We start from the raw sequence: 16,124 nt of genomic DNA on the forward strand, positions 1-16,124 counted from the left end.
TATGGCTGAAGCGCACGCGAAACAACACGACTATCATATCCTCGATCCGAGCCCCTGGCCGGCCCTGGGCTCGCTCGGCGCCCTTGTCATGTGCGTCGGCGGCGTCTTCTGGATGCAATACCTGAAGGGCAACGAGTTCCCGATCTTCGGCGTCAACATGGCGTCGCCGTGGCTGTTCTTCATCGGCCTGCTGATCGTGCTCTACACCATGTATGGCTGGTGGTCGGACACGGTGAAGGAAGCCCATGAGGGCCACCACACCCGCGTCGTGTCGCTGCACCTGCGCTACGGCATGATGATGTTCATCGCCTCCGAGGTGATGTTCTTCGTCGCCTGGTTCTGGGCCTTCTTCGACGCCAGCCTGTTCCCCGGCGAGGCGGCGCAGTATGCGCGCGCCGAATATACGGGCGGGATCTGGCCGCCGAAGGGCATCGAGGTGCTCGACCCCTTCTACCTGCCGCTCTACAACACCATCATCCTGCTGCTCTCGGGCACCACCTTGACCTGGGCGCACCACGCCCTGCTGCACAATGACCGCAAGGGCCTGATCACCGGTCTTGCGATCACCGTGGCGCTCGGCATCCTGTTCAGCTTCGTGCAGGCCTACGAGTACGTGCACGCCCCGTTCAACTTCAAGGACTCGATCTACGGCGCCACCTTCTTCATGGCGACCGGCTTCCATGGCTTCCACGTCATCGTCGGAACCATCTTCCTGATCGTGTGCCTGATCCGTGCCATCCGCGGCGATTTCACCCCGAAGCAGCATTTCGGGCTCGAGGCCGCCGCCTGGTACTGGCACTTCGTTGACGTGGTGTGGCTGTTCCTGTTCGCCACCATCTATGTCTGGGCTTCGGTCGGCGCGACCATCGCCGTCCACTGAGGGGAAGCGGATAGCATCGACAAGGGCGGCTGCGGCAACGTGGCCGCCTTATCTTTTGCCGGTTCGGGGTGATAGGATCGATCCATGTCGAATGAAGGAAATCCGTCCGGTGGGGACAAGGCGCTGTGGGCGCCTGTCGACCCGGTGCGCGCCGGACTGGCCGGGCGCTGCCCGCGTTGCGGGGAGGGGCGGCTGTTCTCGGGTTTCCTCGCGGTCGGCAAGGAATGCACGAGTTGCGGCCTCGACTATTCCTATGCCGATGCGGGTGACGGGCCGGCGGTGTTCGTCATCCTCATCATCGGCTTCATCGTCGTCGGCCTCGCCCTTTGGGTGGAGGTGACCTACAGCCCGACGCTGCTGATTCATTTCCTGCTCTGGATTCCGCTGTCCCTCGCCCTGGGATTGCTGTCGCTGCGCTGGATCAAGGGCATCCTGCTGACGCTGCAATATGCCAACAAGGCGGCCCAGGGCCGGCTGGACCGGGACGAATGAACGGAACGCAGGAAGCCAGCGTCAAGACGCCCTCGCGCGGCCGCATGTGGCTGGCGGGCGTGCTGGGCATCGCCGCCATGGCCGTGCTCCTTGCGCTGGGCACATGGCAGGTGCAGCGCCTTCACTGGAAGGAATCCCTGCTGGCCACCATCGACCAGCGCATGCACGCCGCCCCGATATCGCTGACCGAGGCGGAGCGGCTTTTCGCGCAGACCGGCGACGTGGACTATGTTCCTGTCACCGTCACCGGCAGCTTCCTCCATGAGGGGGAGCGGCATTTCCTTGCGACGTGGAAAGGGCAGGCGGGTTTCTTCGTCTACACCCCCCTGCGGCTGGAGGATGGCCACTTCCTGCTGGTGAACCGTGGTTTCGTGCCCTACGGCATGAAGGACGCGTCGAGCCGCGCCGAGGGCCAGGTGCCGGGCACGGTTTCGGTCACCGGTCTCGCCCGCAACCCGCTGTCGGAAAAGCCGTCCGGCATGATGCCGGACAACGATCTCGCCAAGAACGTCTTCTACTGGAAGGACCGCGACGTCATGGCGGCGTCCGCCGGCCTGCCTTCCGGCTATGCCTTGGTGCCGTTCTTCGTCGATGCCGACGCCGCGCCCAATCCCGGCGGCTGGCCGGTGGGCGGGGTCACGTTGATCGACCTGCCCAACAATCACCTTCAATATGCGGTGACGTGGTATGGGCTCGCCGCGGCGCTCGCCGGCGTGCTCCTGGTGTCGTGGGCCGGACGGCGGAGGTCTCCGCGGCGCTGACGGGGGCTGGCGCGCCGCGCCGCCCTTGACAGGATGGCCATGCTCGCCCATGTCGGGCTGACAGGCTGGAGCAGTTCCGGCAAGGATGCGCAATGCCCTTGCGCCGGGAATTGCGAACAGAGCAAGGACAAGATGCTTCAGACCAGACCGGCCGAGGCCGCAACGACCGAGACCAAGCCGCCGCTGACGATCCGGCTCTGCCAACCGCGCGGGTTCTGCGCGGGCGTGGATCGGGCGATCCAGATCGTGGTGCTGGCGCTCAAGAAATACGGCGCGCCGGTCTATGTGCGCCATGAGATCGTGCACAATCGCTATGTGGTCGAAGGCTTGCAGAATCTCGGCGCCGTGTTCATCGAGGAACTCAGCGAGATCCCGGACGATCACCATCACTGCCCCGTGGTGTTCTCTGCCCATGGCGTGCCGAAATCGGTTCCGGCCGATGCGGTGGAGCGCAATCTCTTCTATCTCGACGCCACCTGCCCGCTGGTCTCCAAGGTCCACAAGCAGGCGATCCGCCATCATCGCCATGGCCGCCATGTGCTGCTGATCGGCCATGCCGGCCACCCTGAGGTCATCGGCACGATGGGGCAATTGCCCGAAGGCGCGGTGACGCTGATCGACACGGAAGACGATGCGCGCACCTTCGTGCCGGCCGATCCGGAGGCGCTGGGCTTCGTCACCCAGACCACGCTATCGGTCGAGGACACGGCCCATATCCTGGAAGCCTTGCAGGAGCGCTTTCCGGCCATGCAGGCGCCGGCGGCCGAGTCGATCTGCTACGCGACGACCAACCGTCAGGAGGCGGTGAAGGAAACCGCGCCCGGCGCCGATCTTTATCTGGTGGTCGGGGCGCCCAATTCGTCCAACTCGCGCCGGCTGGTCGAGGTGGCGGAGCGCGCAGGCGCGCGCATGTCGCTGCTGGTGCAGCGCGCCAGCGAGATACCGTGGAACGAGATCGGCGACATCGCCACGCTCGGGCTTTCGGCCGGCGCGTCGGCCCCCGAAATCATCGTCGACGAGATCATCGATGCCTTCCGCGCCCGGTTCGATGTCACCGTGGACCTCGCCGTCACCGCAACCGAGACCGAGGACTTTCCGGTGATGCGCGTGCTGCGCGATGTGGAGCTCACCCCGGCCGACATGGCCTTCGTCAACGGCGAGAGATAGCAGGCAGGCATGGCCGTCTACACCGATGTCACCGAGGGTGAGCTGGGCGCGTTCCTGCGCGACTATCCGGTCGGCGAACTGCTGTCCTACAAGGGTATCGCCGAGGGAACCGAGAATTCCAACTTCCTGCTGCACACCAGCGCCGGTTCCTTCATCCTCACCCTCTACGAGAAGCGTGTGGAGAAGTCCGATCTGCCGTTCTTCCTCGGCCTGATGGACCATCTGGCGGGCAAGGGCATTTCCTGCCCCCTGCCGGTGCACCGCCACGATGGCGGGATCATCGGCATGCTGGCTGGCCGGCCGGCCGCCATCATCACCTTTCTCGAAGGCATGTGGCCGCGCCGCCCGGCGGCCGCGCATTGCCGGGAGGTGGGCAGGGTGCTGGCGTCGATGCATCTGGCGGGCGCCGATTTTCCGATGACGCGCCCGAACGCGCTGGCGCTCGACGGCTGGCGCGATTTGTGGGCGGCCTCGCGGGAGCGCGCCGACGAGGTCGAGGCCGGCCTGGCGCGCGAGGTCGATGCCGATTTCGCTGCCTTCGAACGGGATTGGCCTGCCGATCTGCCGAGCGGCATCATCCATGCCGACCTGTTCCCCGACAATGTGTTCTTCCTCGGCGAGAAGCTGTCGGGGCTGATCGATTTCTATTTCGCCTGCAACGACCTGCTTGCCTACGATCTCGCCACCTGCCTCAACGCCTGGTGCTTCGAGAAGGATTTTTCCTACAACATCACCAAGGGTTCGGCCCTGCTCGCCGGCTACCAGAGCGTGCGGCCGCTGACGGAAGCCGAGAAGCAGGCGCTGCCGATGCTGGCGCGCGGCTCGGCCCTGCGTTTCATGCTGACCCGGCTCTATGACTGGCTGCACGGGCCGTCCGGCGATCTCGTCATCAAGCGCGATCCTGCCGAATATATCCGCAAGATGCGCTTCCATCGCGCAATCGTCTCGCCGCAGGAATATGGACTGTCATGAAGCGCGTGGAGATTTTCACCGACGGGGCCTGCTCCGGCAATCCGGGGCCCGGCGGCTGGGGCGCCATTTTGCGCTTCAACGGCGCGACCCGCGAATTGTCGGGCGGCGAGGCGCAGACCACCAACAACCGCATGGAGCTGATGGCCGCGATTTCGGCGCTGAACGCGCTGAAGGAGGCGTGCGAGGTCGATCTGCACACCGATTCCAACTATGTGAAGGACGGCATTTCAAGCTGGATCGACGGCTGGAAGCGCAGGGGCTGGAAGACGGCGGACAACAAGCCGGTCAAGAACATGGAACTGTGGCAGGCGCTGGACGAGGCCCGCCGCCGCCACAAGGTGACGTGGCATTGGGTCAAGGGCCATGCCGGCCATGCCGAGAACGAGCGCGCCGACGAATTGGCCCGCGAGGGCATGGCCCCGTTCAAGAAAGGGCCCGTGCGGACTGCGGCCGCGGTGCCGAAACCGGATATGGAAAAACCGGCACGGGCAAAGCCGCGCCGGTCATCGCAGAGCTACTGAGGGTCGGTTTCCCGGCCCCTGCCGTCAAAGCTGTTCGAGAATTTTTGCCGCCGCGGTCTCGTCGGCCCTGCCGGGGACCGGCTCGATGTTGAGCGCGACCACCTTGCCGTCGTCGACGATCATGGAAAAGCGCTTGGAGCGCAGGCCCATGCCGGCGCCGCTGAGGTCGATGTCGAGGCCGAGCGCCTTGACGAAGGTGCCGCTGCCATCGGCCAGATAGAGGATCTTGCCCTCGCCGCCGGTGAATTTTTCCCAGGCGCCCATCACGAAGGGGTCGTTGACGGCGACCACGGCGATGGTGTCGACACCCCGGGCGCGGATGGCGTCGTTGTTTTCCAGGTAGCCCGGCAGGTGGTTGTTGTTGCAGGTGGGCGTGAAGGCGCCGGGCACGCCGAACAGGACGACCTTCTTGCCGGCAAAGACCTCGGCCGTCGTCACTTCCTTGGCGCCGTCGGCGGTCATCGTCTTCAGGGTGGCTTCAGGCAGGTTGTCGCCAACAGAGATCGTCATTGCAATTCCTCACCAAATCAAAGGGACGCGACAGCGATAGCGGACTATGCCTGCCGCCGCAATGAGCGCGGTCAGGGATAGGGCAGGAAGCCTGAAACCGCGCCGGCGGACGATGTCAGCGTATAGGGCAGGCCCTGTCCGTCCGGCTTGTGCGCAGGCTTCGCCACCACCGGCACCTCGAACACCAGCTTGCCGTCCGCAGGCTTGGCAACCGGGGTGGCGAAGGCGTAGCCACCCTCGCCGGCAAGGAACAGCTCGGCCGATCTGGCGTCCTCGGGCAGCGTGGCCTCCACGGTGAGCGTGTCGTCCGAAGCCGTGGCGATGCTGGCCTCGAAGCCGGGCGAGGCCGGGGCGGGAAGGGCGGCCAGGGCGTTGTGCACCATGGCCTCTTCCACCACCTGCTGCGAAGACCGGTCCGGATCGACGACGAGATCGGCATGCACGGGTATGCAGATCCTCTCGCACATGCCGATCATCACCTTCGCGGCGATCGTGGCCGGCTGGTGATGCCCGGCCAGCGTGAACTGGATCGGCAACAGCACGGAACTGTCATAGCCCGCCCATTCGGAATAGCCGTCGTCATGGCGCGTCGGGGCGGGAAAGGAGAGTTCCGCCTGCCGGACCTCGGGGCCATCGACCATGATCTGCGGCGGCACGCCGCTGTCGCCGGGGTCGCGCCAGTAGGTCTTCCAGCCGGGCTTCAACTCGATCTGCAGCACGCCGCGCAGGTTTCCGCCGGCATCCGGCTGGTTCGCGGTGACGATGCGGATGCGGCCCCCCTCGCTGACATGCCAGTCGGACGAGGCGGCATGGGCGGGCGGACCGGACAGCGTGGCGGCAATCAACAGGGCCGGAAGGATCGACAGGCTGCGCATGGGCCCGATTTGATCTTCTCGCGCCATGGCTGCAACCACTTTCGGCGTAAGCCGGCCATCATTTTTGCGTGAGCACCTGTCGCATGGCTTGATCGCGGCGAGGCCGGCGCGACATTGCCCCATCTTTCAAGTGCTGCGGAAACGCGCTAACTTTCCTTCCATGGATATTTTGTCCGGCAAGAACGCGGACTCGGGGCGCGGCGGTTTCCTCGAAGACCAGTTCCTCATTGCCATGCCCGGCATGAAGGACGACCGCTTCGCGCGCTCGGTCATCTATGTCTGCGCCCACAGCGAAGAGGGCGCGATGGGGCTGATCATCAACCAAACCCAGCAGATCCTGTTCCCTGACCTTCTCGTGCAACTCGGCATCATGAACGAGCAGGAGGCGATCCGCCTGCCGCCGCCGGCGCGCGATCTGGTGATCCGCAATGGCGGCCCGGTCGACCGCAGCCGCGGCTTCGTGCTGCATTCGGGAGACTACCGCGTCGAGTCCTCGCTCAACGTCGCCCAGAACATCTGCCTCACGGCGACGGTGGATATCCTGCGGGCCATCTCCACCGGGCGCGGCCCGCGCCGGGCGCTGATGGCGCTCGGCTATTCCGGCTGGGGCGCCGGCCAGCTCGAAACCGAGATCGCCCAGAATGGCTGGCTGACCTGCCCGGCCACGCCGGAACTGCTTTTCGATGCCGACATCGAGAGCAAATACGATCGCATCCTCGCCTCGATCGGCATCGACATCGCCCACCTGAGCTCAAGCGCCGGCCACGCCTGATCCGTTGCGGGCTGTCAGGCCTGCGCGAGCGGGTACTGTTCCTTCAGCAGCTTGATGACCTGGTCGCCGCCGACCGGCGGGCCGAACATGAAGCTCTGCACATATTCGCAGCCGATCTGGCGCAGTTCCAGCGCGTCGCTCTGATCCGACACGCCTTCCGCGACCACCGAAAGCCCCAGCTCATGCGCCATGTTGACCATGGATTTGATCAGCATGGTGCGCTTGGGCGTGGTGTCGTCGACAAAGCTCTTGTCGATCTTGATGGTGTCGAAGGGGAAACGGGTGAGGTAGGCGAGCGACGAATAGCCGGTGCCGAAATCGTCGAGCGACAGGCCGATGCCGAGGCGTTTCAGCTTGTTCAGCACATGGGCGGTCTGCTCGGGATTGTCCATCACCAGGGATTCGGTGAGTTCCAGCCGGAAGCAGCGCGCCTTGAGGTTGGCGCGCGCGAGGATGGAGCGCACGTCGCTGACCAGGTCGCGACGGATGAGCTGGCGGCTGGACAGGTTGACCGAGACCGAGAGCGGAACGTCGCCGATCTGCTTCTGCCAGGAAACGAGGTCCTCGGCGGCCTTCTGCATGGCGAACAGGCCGAGCGGCACGATCAGCCCGCAATTTTCCGCTACCGGGATGAAATCGGCCGGCGGGATCATGCCGCGGCGCGGATGCTCCCAGCGCATCAGGGCCTCGAAGCCGGCGATGCTGTTGTCTTCCAGCCGCACGATCGGCTGGTAGGCAAGGGTGAGTTCCTTGCGCTCGATGGCGCGCCGCAGGTCGGATTCGAACTGTAGCTTGTCGGTGCCGACGGTGCGGAAGGAGGGGCGGAACGGCTCGATCCTGTCGCCGCCGAAGCGCTTGGCCTGATGCAGCGCCAGTTCGGCATCCTTGACCATGTCCTCGGCCGAAGTCTGGTCCGATGTCCAGGTGATCAGGCCGATCGAGGCGGCCAGCACGATCTCGCGCTTGGCGAAGGTGATCGGCGCGCTGATGGCGTGCCTGATGGCATCGGCCACGGCGGCGATGCGCGCCGGCTCCTGTTCGGAAAGCAGCATCAGCGCGAACTGGTCGCCGGCGAAGCGCGACAGCGAATCCTGCGGCTTCAGCAGCCGGTGCAGGCGCCGCCCGATGGTGAGCAGGATGGTGTCGCCGGCCGAGATGCCCAGCCCGTCATTGACCTGCTTGAAGCGGTCGATGTCGATGACGAATACGGTCGGCCGTACCTTCTCCTCGGTGCGAGCTATCGCGATCACGGCCTCCAGCCGGTTCATGAACAGCTCACGGCTGGGCAGGCCGGTGAGGTTGTCGTGCACGGCATCGTGCAGCAGGCGTTCCTCCGCCTTCTTGTGCTCGGTGACGTCGATCATGGTGCCGACGCAACGGATGACCTCGCCGTCGGAGCCGATCACCGGGCGGGCGCGCAGCGCGAACCAGTGATAGTGGCCGTCGGCGCCGCGCAGCCGGAACTGCTGGGCGACGCGCCCGCGCCGGTGCTCCAGCACGATGTCGAGCGTGGTGCGGAAGGCGTCGCGGTCGTCGGCGTGCAGGACGGGAAGCCAGTTGCGCGCCGGGCCGCCGAGGCTGTTGGGCTCAAGGCCGAGCTGGGTGCTGATGTCGGGACGGGTGACCACCCGATCGCGCAGCACGTCCCAGTCCCATACGGTGTCGCCGGCGCCCATGACGGCCAGCGCCTGCCGTTCGATGTCGGAGAACAGGCCCTGATGCAGCGCACCCCCGGCGAAGGCATGCTGCATGACGGTGAAGCCGATGAGCAGGATGATGAGGATCAGCCCGCCGCCCAGCGCCGGCTGCACGATGTCGTTGTCGAGCAGGCCGGTCACTGCCATCCATGAACCGGTGAGCCACAGGAGCACCATCACCCAGCTTGGCACCAGCATGATGGCGCGGTCGTAGCCGCGCACGCCCAGGAGCACGATCAGCCCGATGCCGACCAGCGCGGTGGCGGCGAAGGAGAAGCGGGCGATGCCGGCGGCGATCGGCGGATCGATGATGGCGATGCCGGCGATCAGCGCCAGGCACAATATCCACACCAGCGCGCCGTAGCTGAAATGGCCGTGCCAGCGGTTGAGGTTGAGATAGGTGAACAGGAACACGACGAATGTCGCGGCAAGGCCGATCTCCGTTCCCGCTCGCCATATCTGCTCGTTGCCGGGCGACATCTCGATGATCTTGGCGAGGAAGCCGAAATCGACGCAGATATAGGCCAGCACCGCCCAGGAAAGGGCGGCCGTTGCCGGGAACATGGAAGTGCCCTTGACCACGAACAGGATGGTCAGGAACAGGGCGAGCAGGCCGGCGATGCCGATGACGATGCCGCGATAGAGCGTGTAGGAGTTGATGGAATCCTTGTAGGCTTCCGGCTCCCACAGGTAGACCTGCGGCAGCTTGGGCGAAGCGAGGTCGGCCACGAAGGTCACCACCGCGCCGGGATTGAGCGTCACGCGGAAGACGTCGGCGTCGGGGCTTGCCTGCCGGTCGAGCGCGAAGCCCTCGCTGGGCGTGATGGCGGCGATGCGGGTGGAGCCGAGGTCGGGCCAGAACAGGCCGGAATTGACCAGCCTGAAATGCGGCGCGACGATCAGCCTGTCGATCTGCTGGTCGGTGGTGTTGGCGAGTGCGAACACGGCCCAGTCGCCGGTCGAGCGGTTGTCGTTGGCCTCGACCTCGATGCGGCGCACGATGCCGTCCGGGCCGGGCGCGGTGGAGACCTGGAAGTTCTCGCCCTGGTTGCGGTAGATTTCGACGGCCCCGGAAAGGTCCAGCGCCACATCGTCGCGCGCGATCTTGATCGGTTCGACCGCATGCGCTGCGGCAAGCTGGAAAAGGAGAGCCATGGCTGCGAGAAGGGCGGCCAGCAGCGACCTCGCTTTCGGGGATATCGTCAAAGTCAGTCCTTCATTCACATAGCCGGCAGGTCGTCGTCGACGATGCGGGCATAGAGATAGTGGTCCTGCCAGATGCCATTGATCTTCAGGTAAGACCGCAGCAGTCCTTCGCGCCGGAATCCGGCTTTTTCAAGCACGCGGACCGATCGAATGTTTTCGGGAATACAGGCAGCTTCGATCCGGTGCAACTTCAGCTCGCCGAAAGCGAAACGCGAAAGCGTCTTCACCGCGTCGGTCATCAGGCCCTGCCCGCCATAGGGCTGGCCGATCCAGTAGCCGATCTGGGCGCTCCTGGAGACGCCATGGCGGATATTGCCGAGCGTTATGCCGCCGGCCAGCTTGCCGTGGCATTTCTCGAAGATGAAAAAGGCCATGGCGCAGCCTTGCGCATGGTCCTGGCGATAGTGGTTGATGCGCAGGCGCCAGGCGGTGCGTTCCAACTCGTCCGGCATCCAGCGCGGTTCCCAGGGCTCCAGGAAGGCGCGGCTGGCCGCGCGCAGCTCCGCCCATTCGCGGTAGTCGCCGATCTGCGGCAGGCGCAGCCGAACCTTCTCGCCTTCCAGTGCCCGCGTCTCGCGGCGAATGAAGGGAAGGGCGAACACGGCTGCGGAGAAGGCTTACACGGCTAGCCGGTGCGGCATCGCCGTGGAGGAGGGCAGCGAACCGACGACGGACTCATAGGACGTCAGCGTGCCGACGGGGCCGACCGCTGCCAGCGTGGGCTTGGTGGAGAACAGCCGGCCGGACAGGTCGGTCAGCCGCTCCACGGTCAGCGCCGACAGGCGCTCCATGAGTTCTTCCTTCGGGATCGGCCGGCCGAACAGCAGGAGCTGGCGGGCGATCTGCGAGGCGCGGCTGGCGGGGCTTTCGCCCGACATGATGAGGCCCGCGCGATATTGCGCCCGCGCGCGGTCCAGCTCCTCCTGCAGGATGCCCTCGCCGGCCTTCTGCAATTCGCCGGCGATCACCGGCACCAGCTCGGCCAGGTTGTTCTGGCCGGTGGCGGCATGGACGCCGAAGATGCCGGTATCGGAAAAGCCCCAGTGGAAGGCATAGACCGAATAGCAGAGGCCGCGCTTTTCGCGCACTTCCTGGAACAGGCGGGACGACATGCCGCCGCCGAGGATCATCGACAGCACCTGCGAGGCATAGAAGTCGCGCACGTGATAGGCGCGGCCCTCGAAGCCGAGGATCACCTGCGCATCCATGAGGTCGCGGTCCTCGCGGAAGTCGCCGCCCACATATTGCGCATATTGGGAGATGGCGCCCTGCGCATGCGGACGGAAGCCGCCCAGCCTGCTCTCGACCTCGCGCACGAAATCGTCATGCTTCACGGCGCCGGCGGCGACGACGATCATGCGGTCGGCGCCATATTCGCGCTGCATGAAGCGGTGCAGCTGCGCCGAGTTGAACGACAGGACCGTTTCCGGCGTGCCGAGGATGGAGCGGCCGAGCGTCTGGTGACGGAAGGCGGTTTCGGTGAAGCGGTCGAAGACGACGTCGTCGGGCGTGTCGTGGGCGGCGCCGATCTCCTGCAGGATGACGTTCTGCTCGCGCTCCAGCTCTTCCGGGTCGAAGGTGGAATTCTGGAGGATGTCGGCCAGCAGGTCGACCGCCAGCGGAACGTCGTCTGCCAGCACGCGGGCGTAGAAGGACGTGGTTTCGACGCTGGTTGCGGCATTGATCTCGCCGCCGACATTCTCGATCTCGGACGCGATCTGGAAGGCGGTGCGCTCGGCGGTACCCTTGAAGGCCATGTGCTCGAGCAGGTGCGCCATCCCGTGCTCGTCGTCACGCTCGTTGCGGGCACCGGACTTGACCCAGACGCCGAGGGCGACGGAATCCATGCTTGGAAGGGTTTCGGTGGCGACTGTCAGGCCGTTCGACAGACGGCTTACCTCAACACCCATATAGATCAGGCTCCCTACCTGTGGATCGCCGCGCGGCCGGGGCGGCGCACGCAAGACGATCTGACAATTTGATAGAGCACCGGCCGAAAACCGGATTCCACCTTCCGGTCGATGCGCTAGGCCCGCGTGTGGCGGGAAATATGATCTTCCAACATTTTTTTGTCCGATGGAAGCACTGTGTAGTTTTCCTTTGCGCTCATCAGGCCGGAGAGCCAGGCGGGCAGGGCGGGAGCGATGCCGCTGGCCGCTTCGACCGCGGCCGGGAACTTGGCCGGATGGGCGGTGCCGAGGATGACGTTGGGGGTGGCCGATCCGCCCTTCTGCGCCGCGACATGCACGGCGGTGGCCGTATGCGGGTCGAGCAGGTAGCCATTGGCGGCAAGGGTGGCGCGGATGGTTTCGGCGGTCTCGTCCATCGTGGAGCGGCCGGCGTCGAAGCCCTCGCGGATCGTCTCGATCTCCTGCCGCTCGATGGTGAAGGCGCCGGACTGCCGGAGCCCGTTCATGTAGCGCCGCACCGTTTCGGCATTGCGCCCCGAGGCCTCGAACAGCAGGCGCTCGAAATTGGACGACACCTGGATATCCATCGAGGGCGAGGTCGTGGCGACCACGCCCTGCATCCGGTATTCGCCGGTTGCCAGCGTGCGGGCCAGGATGTCGTTGTCGTTGGTGGCGATGGTCAGCGTTTCCACCGGCAGGCCCATGCGCCTGGCGGCATAGCCCGCGAAGATGTCGCCGAAATTGCCGGTCGGCACGGTGAAGGTGACCGCGCGGTCCGGCGCGCCGAGCGACAGGGCGGAGGTGAAGTAGTAGACGATCTGGGCCATGATGCGCGCCCAGTTGATCGAGTTCACGCCAGACAGCGCCACGCGGTCGCGGAAGGCGTGGTCGTTGAACAGCTCCTTCACCAGTCCCTGGCAGTCGTCGAAATTGCCTTCGATGGCGAGCGCGTGGACATTGTCGGCCGTCGAGGTCGTCATCTGGCGCTGCTGCACCGGCGACACCTTGCCGTGGGGGAACAGGATGAAGATGTCGGTGCGGCTGCGCCCGGCGAAGGCCTCGATGGCCGCGCCGCCCGTGTCGCCCGACGTGGCGCCGACGATGGTGGCGCGCTGGTCGCGTTCCGTCAGCACATGGTCCATCAGGCGGGCCAGCAGTTGCATGGCCACGTCCTTGAAGGCGAGCGTGGGGCCGTGGAACAGTTCCAGCACGAAGCTGTTCGGGCCGAGCTGCACCAGCGGGCAGATCGCCTCGTGGCGGAAGATGGCATAGGCCTCGTTGACCAGCTTCTCCAGAACCGGAGCGGCGATCTCGCCGCCGACGAAGGGCGTCAGCACGCGCAGCGCGACCTGCTGATAGGTCAGGCCGCGCATGGCGCGGATCTCGGCCGCCGAGAATCGCGGCCACTCCTGCGGCAGGTAAAGGCCGCCGTCGCGCGCCAGCCCGGCAAGGACGGCATCGGAAAAGCCGAGACGAGGCGCTTCGCCGCGAGTGCTTGTGTAGTTCATGAAGAATATTCCGTCGTTTCCAGCCAGCGGGCGTGTGGATTTGTCGCTTTCGTCAGTCGCATTTTCGCCGCCGGATTGCTATAGGACACCACCGTCGCGAGAGGGAAGTGCACTTCATGGTGGTTGCTACATCGAATTTTCGCTTTTTCACGGGCCTGGCTCTTTCCGGCCTGATGCTGGCGATAGCCGGGTGCCAGTCGAACAGCGGCGATGTGCTGAAGGTGCAAGGCAATCAGGCAGCCAGCGCGTCCGGCGAGAAGGTGCTGGCCAGCGAGTTGATGGCCTATTGCCCGACGCTGACGCTGCGTGAGGGAACCGCCTATTTCAACACCTATGCGCGGGGCGGGCAGGGTGATCCGAGCAAGATCGTCTACCAGGCCTCGATCAGCGAGGTGACGCGCGACTGCAAGCGCGGCAACGGCCAACTGACCATGAATGTCGCGGCCGCCGGCCGCGTGGTGCCCGGGCCGCAGGGCGCTGCCGGTTCCATCACCATGCCGATCCGCGTGGTGGTGACGCGCGGCAGCGACGTGCTCTATTCGCAGCTTCACCAGTACAAGGTGCAGGTGAACAGCACCTCGTCCGCCACCCAGTTCGTGTTCAACGATCCCAATGTGACGGTTCCCGAGCCGACGTCGCGCAACTACCAGGTGTTCGTCGGCTATGACGAAGGCCCGCCGAAGGCCAAGGCCGAGGAGCAGCCGAGGCGCGTGGTGCGCAGGAAGCGTCCGGCCCCGGCTCCAGCCGCGCAGCCGGCGCCGCAACCGGCCACGACCACCTCGGAATCCGATATTCCGCGCTGATGACCACATGAAAAAGGCCGCTGCAAAGCGGCCTTTTGTTTGCGGCTGTCAGGCTTCCTCGGACCAGTGCAGCAGGGCGTCGAGCACGCCCTTCAGGTCTGCCCAGCGGCGGATGACCGTCTCCGCGCCTGCCTCCATCAGCACGTCGGCATGGCCGGGATAGCTGTGGGCGCCGCCGGTGAAACCGATGACGCGCATGCCCGCCGCCCGCGCGCCGGCAATGCCGTGCACCGAATCCTCGATCACGAAAGTGCGCGCCGGATCGGCCCCGAATTCCTTGGCCGCGTACTGGAACACGTCCGGTGCCGGCTTTGTCCTGCCGGTCGGCAGTTCGGGCGCGGAAAAGACCGGTCCCTTGAACAGGGGCAGGATGCCGGTCTTCTCCAGCATGGCGCGGATACGGTCGCTGGGCGAGTTGGAGCAGATGCAGCAGGGCCACGGAACCTGCATGATGGCCTCGCGCACGCCGTTCACGGCCCGCACGTCCTGCCGCAACCGCCGGTCCACGGCCGCCTCGGCCTTGTCGATCAGCGTGGCCTGCAAGGGCAGGCCGGAGATTTCCTCGATGCGCAGCAAGATGTCCTTGAAGGTGAGGCCGGCATAGGTCTGCGCCAGTTCCTCCGCCGATATCTCGAAGCCGGCCTCGGTCAGCAACTCGGCTTCGACGCGCGCGGCGATGATCTCGGAATCGACCAGGACGCCGTCGCAGTCGAAAATGATGAGGTCTGGCTTGTCCATGGAGGTCCGCAGTTCGAATTGGGGGAAGGGGCACCGGCAACCGGTGGCGCGGGCATACATCAAGGTGCGCCGGCGCGCAAATCACGCTGCAAGCTTCACCGATTGTTTACGCTGATCGGTAACCATAACGGCGAGTAAACAGTAACGCGTATCCTGGGTGTGCCAAATGTCTGCAGTACGTCGTCTCGGCGAGTTTTCCGGTGTGTCTTCGAAGCCGGCCCAGACAGGGGAATGGCTGGACACGATCCTCAAGGGCGACTGCGTGGCGGCCATGAACCGTTTGCCCGACGCCTCCGTTGACGTCATCTTCGCCGACCCGCCCTACAACCTCCAGCTCAATGGCGATCTGCACCGTCCCGACCAGTCGAAGGTCGATGCCGTGGACGACGAATGGGACCAGTTCGAGAGCTTCGAGGCTTATGACGCCTTCACCCGCGCCTGGCTGCTGGCCGCGCGCCGCGTGCTGAAGCCGAGCGGCACGATCTGGGTGATCGGCTCCTATCACAACATCTTCCGGGTCGGCGCGAAGATGCAGGATCTCGGCTTCTGGATCCTCAACGACATCGTCTGGCGCAAGACCAACCCGATGCCGAATTTCCGTGGCCGCCGCTTCCAGAACGCGCATGAGACGATGATCTGGGCCTCGCGCGACGCCAAGGCCAAGGCCTACACCTTCAATTACGAAGCCATGAAGGCGGCCAATGAGGACGTGCAGATGCGCTCCGACTGGCTGTTCCCGATCTGCACCGGCAATGAGCGGCTGAAGGACGCCAAGGGCGAGAAACTGCATCCGACCCAGAAGCCGGAGGCGCTTCTGGCGCGCGTCATGCTGGCCTCGACCAAGCCGGGCGACGTGGTGCTCGATCCGTTCTTCGGCTCCGGCACCACCGGGGCCGTGGCCAAGCGCCTCGGCCGGCATTTCGTCGGCATCGAGCGCGAGCAGGGTTATATCGACGCCGCCATGGAACGCATCGAGGCGGTGAAGCCGCTGGGCGCGACCGAACTGACCGTGCTGACCGGCAAGCGCGCGGAGCCGCGCGTGGCCTTCGGCAGCCTGGTCGATACGGGCCTGGTGAAGGCCGGAACCACGCTGTGGGATTCCAGGCGCCGCTGGTCGGCCAAGGTGCGCGCCGACGGCACGCTGTCGATCGGCGAGGATGCCGGCTCGATCCACAAGATGGGCGCGCGCGTGCAGGGGCTCGACGCCTGCAACGGCTGGACGTTCTGGCACTATGAGCGCGCCGGCGGCCTTACCCCCATCGACGAGCTGCGTCGCATCGCGCGCCTCGGCATGGAGAAGGCCGGAGCCTGA

General features: G+C 65.6%; 16 protein-coding genes. 9 read left to right on the forward strand and 7 right to left on the reverse strand.

The genetic code is table 11. From position 1 onward, the window contains the following. Position 1: 1 nt before the first annotated feature. The 6 genes from ABID37_RS16455 (at position 2) to rnhA (ending at position 4,793) form a co-directional block, all read left to right on the forward strand. Positions 2-880, forward strand: a complete 879-nt coding sequence (locus ABID37_RS16455) for a cytochrome c oxidase subunit 3 (RefSeq protein WP_354196690.1) — start codon at positions 2-4, stop codon at positions 878-880. Positions 881-964: 84 nt separating this feature from the next. Beyond that, positions 965-1,372: a DUF983 domain-containing protein gene (locus ABID37_RS16460; protein ID WP_354196692.1), complete on the forward strand. Its 408-nt coding sequence runs from the start codon at positions 965-967 to the stop codon at positions 1,370-1,372. Beyond that, positions 1,369-2,133, forward strand: a complete 765-nt coding sequence (locus ABID37_RS16465) for an SURF1 family protein (protein ID WP_435521572.1) — start codon at positions 1,369-1,371, stop codon at positions 2,131-2,133. Before ABID37_RS16460 ends, ABID37_RS16465 begins: the two co-directional genes overlap by 4 nt. Before the next feature lie 132 nt (positions 2,134-2,265). Beyond that, positions 2,266-3,300, forward strand: a complete 1,035-nt coding sequence (gene ispH / locus ABID37_RS16470; RefSeq protein ID WP_354196694.1) for a 4-hydroxy-3-methylbut-2-enyl diphosphate reductase — start codon at positions 2,266-2,268, stop codon at positions 3,298-3,300. A gap of 9 nt (positions 3,301-3,309) precedes the next feature. After that, positions 3,310-4,272 carry a homoserine kinase gene (locus tag ABID37_RS16475; RefSeq protein ID WP_354196696.1) on the forward strand — a complete coding sequence of 321 codons (963 nt, stop codon included), beginning with the start codon at positions 3,310-3,312 and terminating at the stop codon, positions 4,270-4,272. Further along, on the forward strand, positions 4,269-4,793 hold the full coding sequence (rnhA, locus tag ABID37_RS16480; RefSeq protein WP_354196698.1) for a ribonuclease HI: 525 nt from the start codon (positions 4,269-4,271) through the stop codon (positions 4,791-4,793). Before ABID37_RS16475 ends, rnhA begins: the two co-directional genes overlap by 4 nt. Before the next feature lie 24 nt (positions 4,794-4,817). On the opposite strand, the gene ABID37_RS16485 is transcribed toward rnhA, so the two are convergent. After that, a complete protein-coding gene (locus ABID37_RS16485; RefSeq protein WP_354196699.1) occupies positions 4,818-5,303 on the reverse strand; it encodes a peroxiredoxin in 486 nt (161 codons plus the stop codon). A 71-nt stretch (positions 5,304-5,374) separates the two neighbouring features. Next, positions 5,375-6,205, reverse strand: coding sequence for a protein-disulfide reductase DsbD domain-containing protein (locus ABID37_RS16490; protein ID WP_354196700.1), 831 nt, complete (start codon positions 6,203-6,205; stop codon positions 5,375-5,377). 133 nt (positions 6,206-6,338) lie between these two features. Between ABID37_RS16490 and ABID37_RS16495 the strand changes: the two genes are divergently transcribed. Further along, positions 6,339-6,950: a YqgE/AlgH family protein gene (locus ABID37_RS16495; protein WP_354196702.1), complete on the forward strand. Its 612-nt coding sequence runs from the start codon at positions 6,339-6,341 to the stop codon at positions 6,948-6,950. Between the two features lie 14 nt (positions 6,951-6,964). On the opposite strand, the gene ABID37_RS16500 is transcribed toward ABID37_RS16495, so the two are convergent. The 4 genes from ABID37_RS16500 to thrC form a co-directional block, all read right to left on the reverse strand. Beyond that, positions 6,965-9,802 carry an EAL domain-containing protein gene (locus ABID37_RS16500; RefSeq protein ID WP_354196781.1) on the reverse strand — a complete coding sequence of 946 codons (2,838 nt, stop codon included), beginning with the start codon at positions 9,800-9,802 and terminating at the stop codon, positions 6,965-6,967. A gap of 65 nt (positions 9,803-9,867) precedes the next feature. Beyond that, positions 9,868-10,455 (reverse strand): GNAT family N-acetyltransferase, encoded by a 588-nt coding sequence (locus ABID37_RS16505; RefSeq protein ID WP_354196704.1) that lies wholly within the window; start codon positions 10,453-10,455, stop codon positions 9,868-9,870. A 15-nt stretch (positions 10,456-10,470) separates the two neighbouring features. Further along, positions 10,471-11,763 (reverse strand): M16 family metallopeptidase, encoded by a 1,293-nt coding sequence (locus ABID37_RS16510; RefSeq protein WP_354196706.1) that lies wholly within the window; start codon positions 11,761-11,763, stop codon positions 10,471-10,473. Between the two features lie 116 nt (positions 11,764-11,879). Further along, entirely contained in the window at positions 11,880-13,271 is a 1,392-nt protein-coding gene (gene thrC / locus ABID37_RS16515) for a threonine synthase (RefSeq protein WP_354196708.1), read from the reverse strand. Between the two features lie 116 nt (positions 13,272-13,387). Between thrC and ABID37_RS16520 the strand changes: the two genes are divergently transcribed. Further along, positions 13,388-14,074 (forward strand): hypothetical protein, encoded by a 687-nt coding sequence (locus ABID37_RS16520; protein ID WP_354196710.1) that lies wholly within the window; start codon positions 13,388-13,390, stop codon positions 14,072-14,074. A 48-nt stretch (positions 14,075-14,122) separates the two neighbouring features. Here ABID37_RS16520 and ABID37_RS16525 read toward each other — a convergent pair whose 3' ends face one another. After that, entirely contained in the window at positions 14,123-14,812 is a 690-nt protein-coding gene (locus ABID37_RS16525; RefSeq protein WP_354196712.1) for an HAD family hydrolase, read from the reverse strand. 166 nt (positions 14,813-14,978) lie between these two features. Here ABID37_RS16525 and ABID37_RS16530 point away from each other — a divergent pair, with 166 nt between their 5' ends. Continuing rightward, positions 14,979-16,124 (forward strand): site-specific DNA-methyltransferase, encoded by a 1,146-nt coding sequence (locus tag ABID37_RS16530; RefSeq protein WP_354196714.1) that lies wholly within the window; start codon positions 14,979-14,981, stop codon positions 16,122-16,124.

It is taken from the genome of Aquamicrobium terrae (assembly GCF_040545735.1).
In the GTDB taxonomy this organism is placed as follows: Bacteria; Pseudomonadota; Alphaproteobacteria; order Rhizobiales; family Rhizobiaceae; genus Mesorhizobium; species Mesorhizobium terrae_A.

Bases quoted from the DNA above. Each gene is read 5' to 3' on its own strand.
- ABID37_RS16530 (WP_354196714.1), top strand. From the start codon at position 14,979: ATGTCTGCAGTACGTCGTCTCGGCGAGTTTTCCGGTGTGTCTTCGAAG.
- ispH (WP_354196694.1), top strand. From the start codon at position 2,266: ATGCTTCAGACCAGACCGGCCGAGGCCGCAACGACCGAGACCAAGCCG.
- ABID37_RS16465 (WP_435521572.1), top strand. From the start codon at position 1,369: ATGAACGGAACGCAGGAAGCCAGCGTCAAGACGCCCTCGCGCGGCCGC.
- ABID37_RS16460 (WP_354196692.1), top strand. From the start codon at position 965: ATGTCGAATGAAGGAAATCCGTCCGGTGGGGACAAGGCGCTGTGGGCG.
- ABID37_RS16475 (WP_354196696.1), top strand. From the start codon at position 3,310: ATGGCCGTCTACACCGATGTCACCGAGGGTGAGCTGGGCGCGTTCCTG.
- ABID37_RS16455 (WP_354196690.1), top strand. From the start codon at position 2: ATGGCTGAAGCGCACGCGAAACAACACGACTATCATATCCTCGATCCG.
- ABID37_RS16500 (WP_354196781.1), bottom strand. From the start codon at position 9,802: ATGGCTCTCCTTTTCCAGCTTGCCGCAGCGCATGCGGTCGAACCGATC.
- ABID37_RS16490 (WP_354196700.1), bottom strand. From the start codon at position 6,205: ATGGCGCGAGAAGATCAAATCGGGCCCATGCGCAGCCTGTCGATCCTT.
- ABID37_RS16525 (WP_354196712.1), bottom strand. From the start codon at position 14,812: ATGGACAAGCCAGACCTCATCATTTTCGACTGCGACGGCGTCCTGGTC.
- rnhA (WP_354196698.1), top strand. From the start codon at position 4,269: ATGAAGCGCGTGGAGATTTTCACCGACGGGGCCTGCTCCGGCAATCCG.
- ABID37_RS16485 (WP_354196699.1), bottom strand. From the start codon at position 5,303: ATGACGATCTCTGTTGGCGACAACCTGCCTGAAGCCACCCTGAAGACG.
- ABID37_RS16520 (WP_354196710.1), top strand. From the start codon at position 13,388: ATGGTGGTTGCTACATCGAATTTTCGCTTTTTCACGGGCCTGGCTCTT.
- ABID37_RS16510 (WP_354196706.1), bottom strand. From the start codon at position 11,763: ATGGGTGTTGAGGTAAGCCGTCTGTCGAACGGCCTGACAGTCGCCACC.
- ABID37_RS16495 (WP_354196702.1), top strand. From the start codon at position 6,339: ATGGATATTTTGTCCGGCAAGAACGCGGACTCGGGGCGCGGCGGTTTC.
- thrC (WP_354196708.1), bottom strand. From the start codon at position 13,271: ATGAACTACACAAGCACTCGCGGCGAAGCGCCTCGTCTCGGCTTTTCC.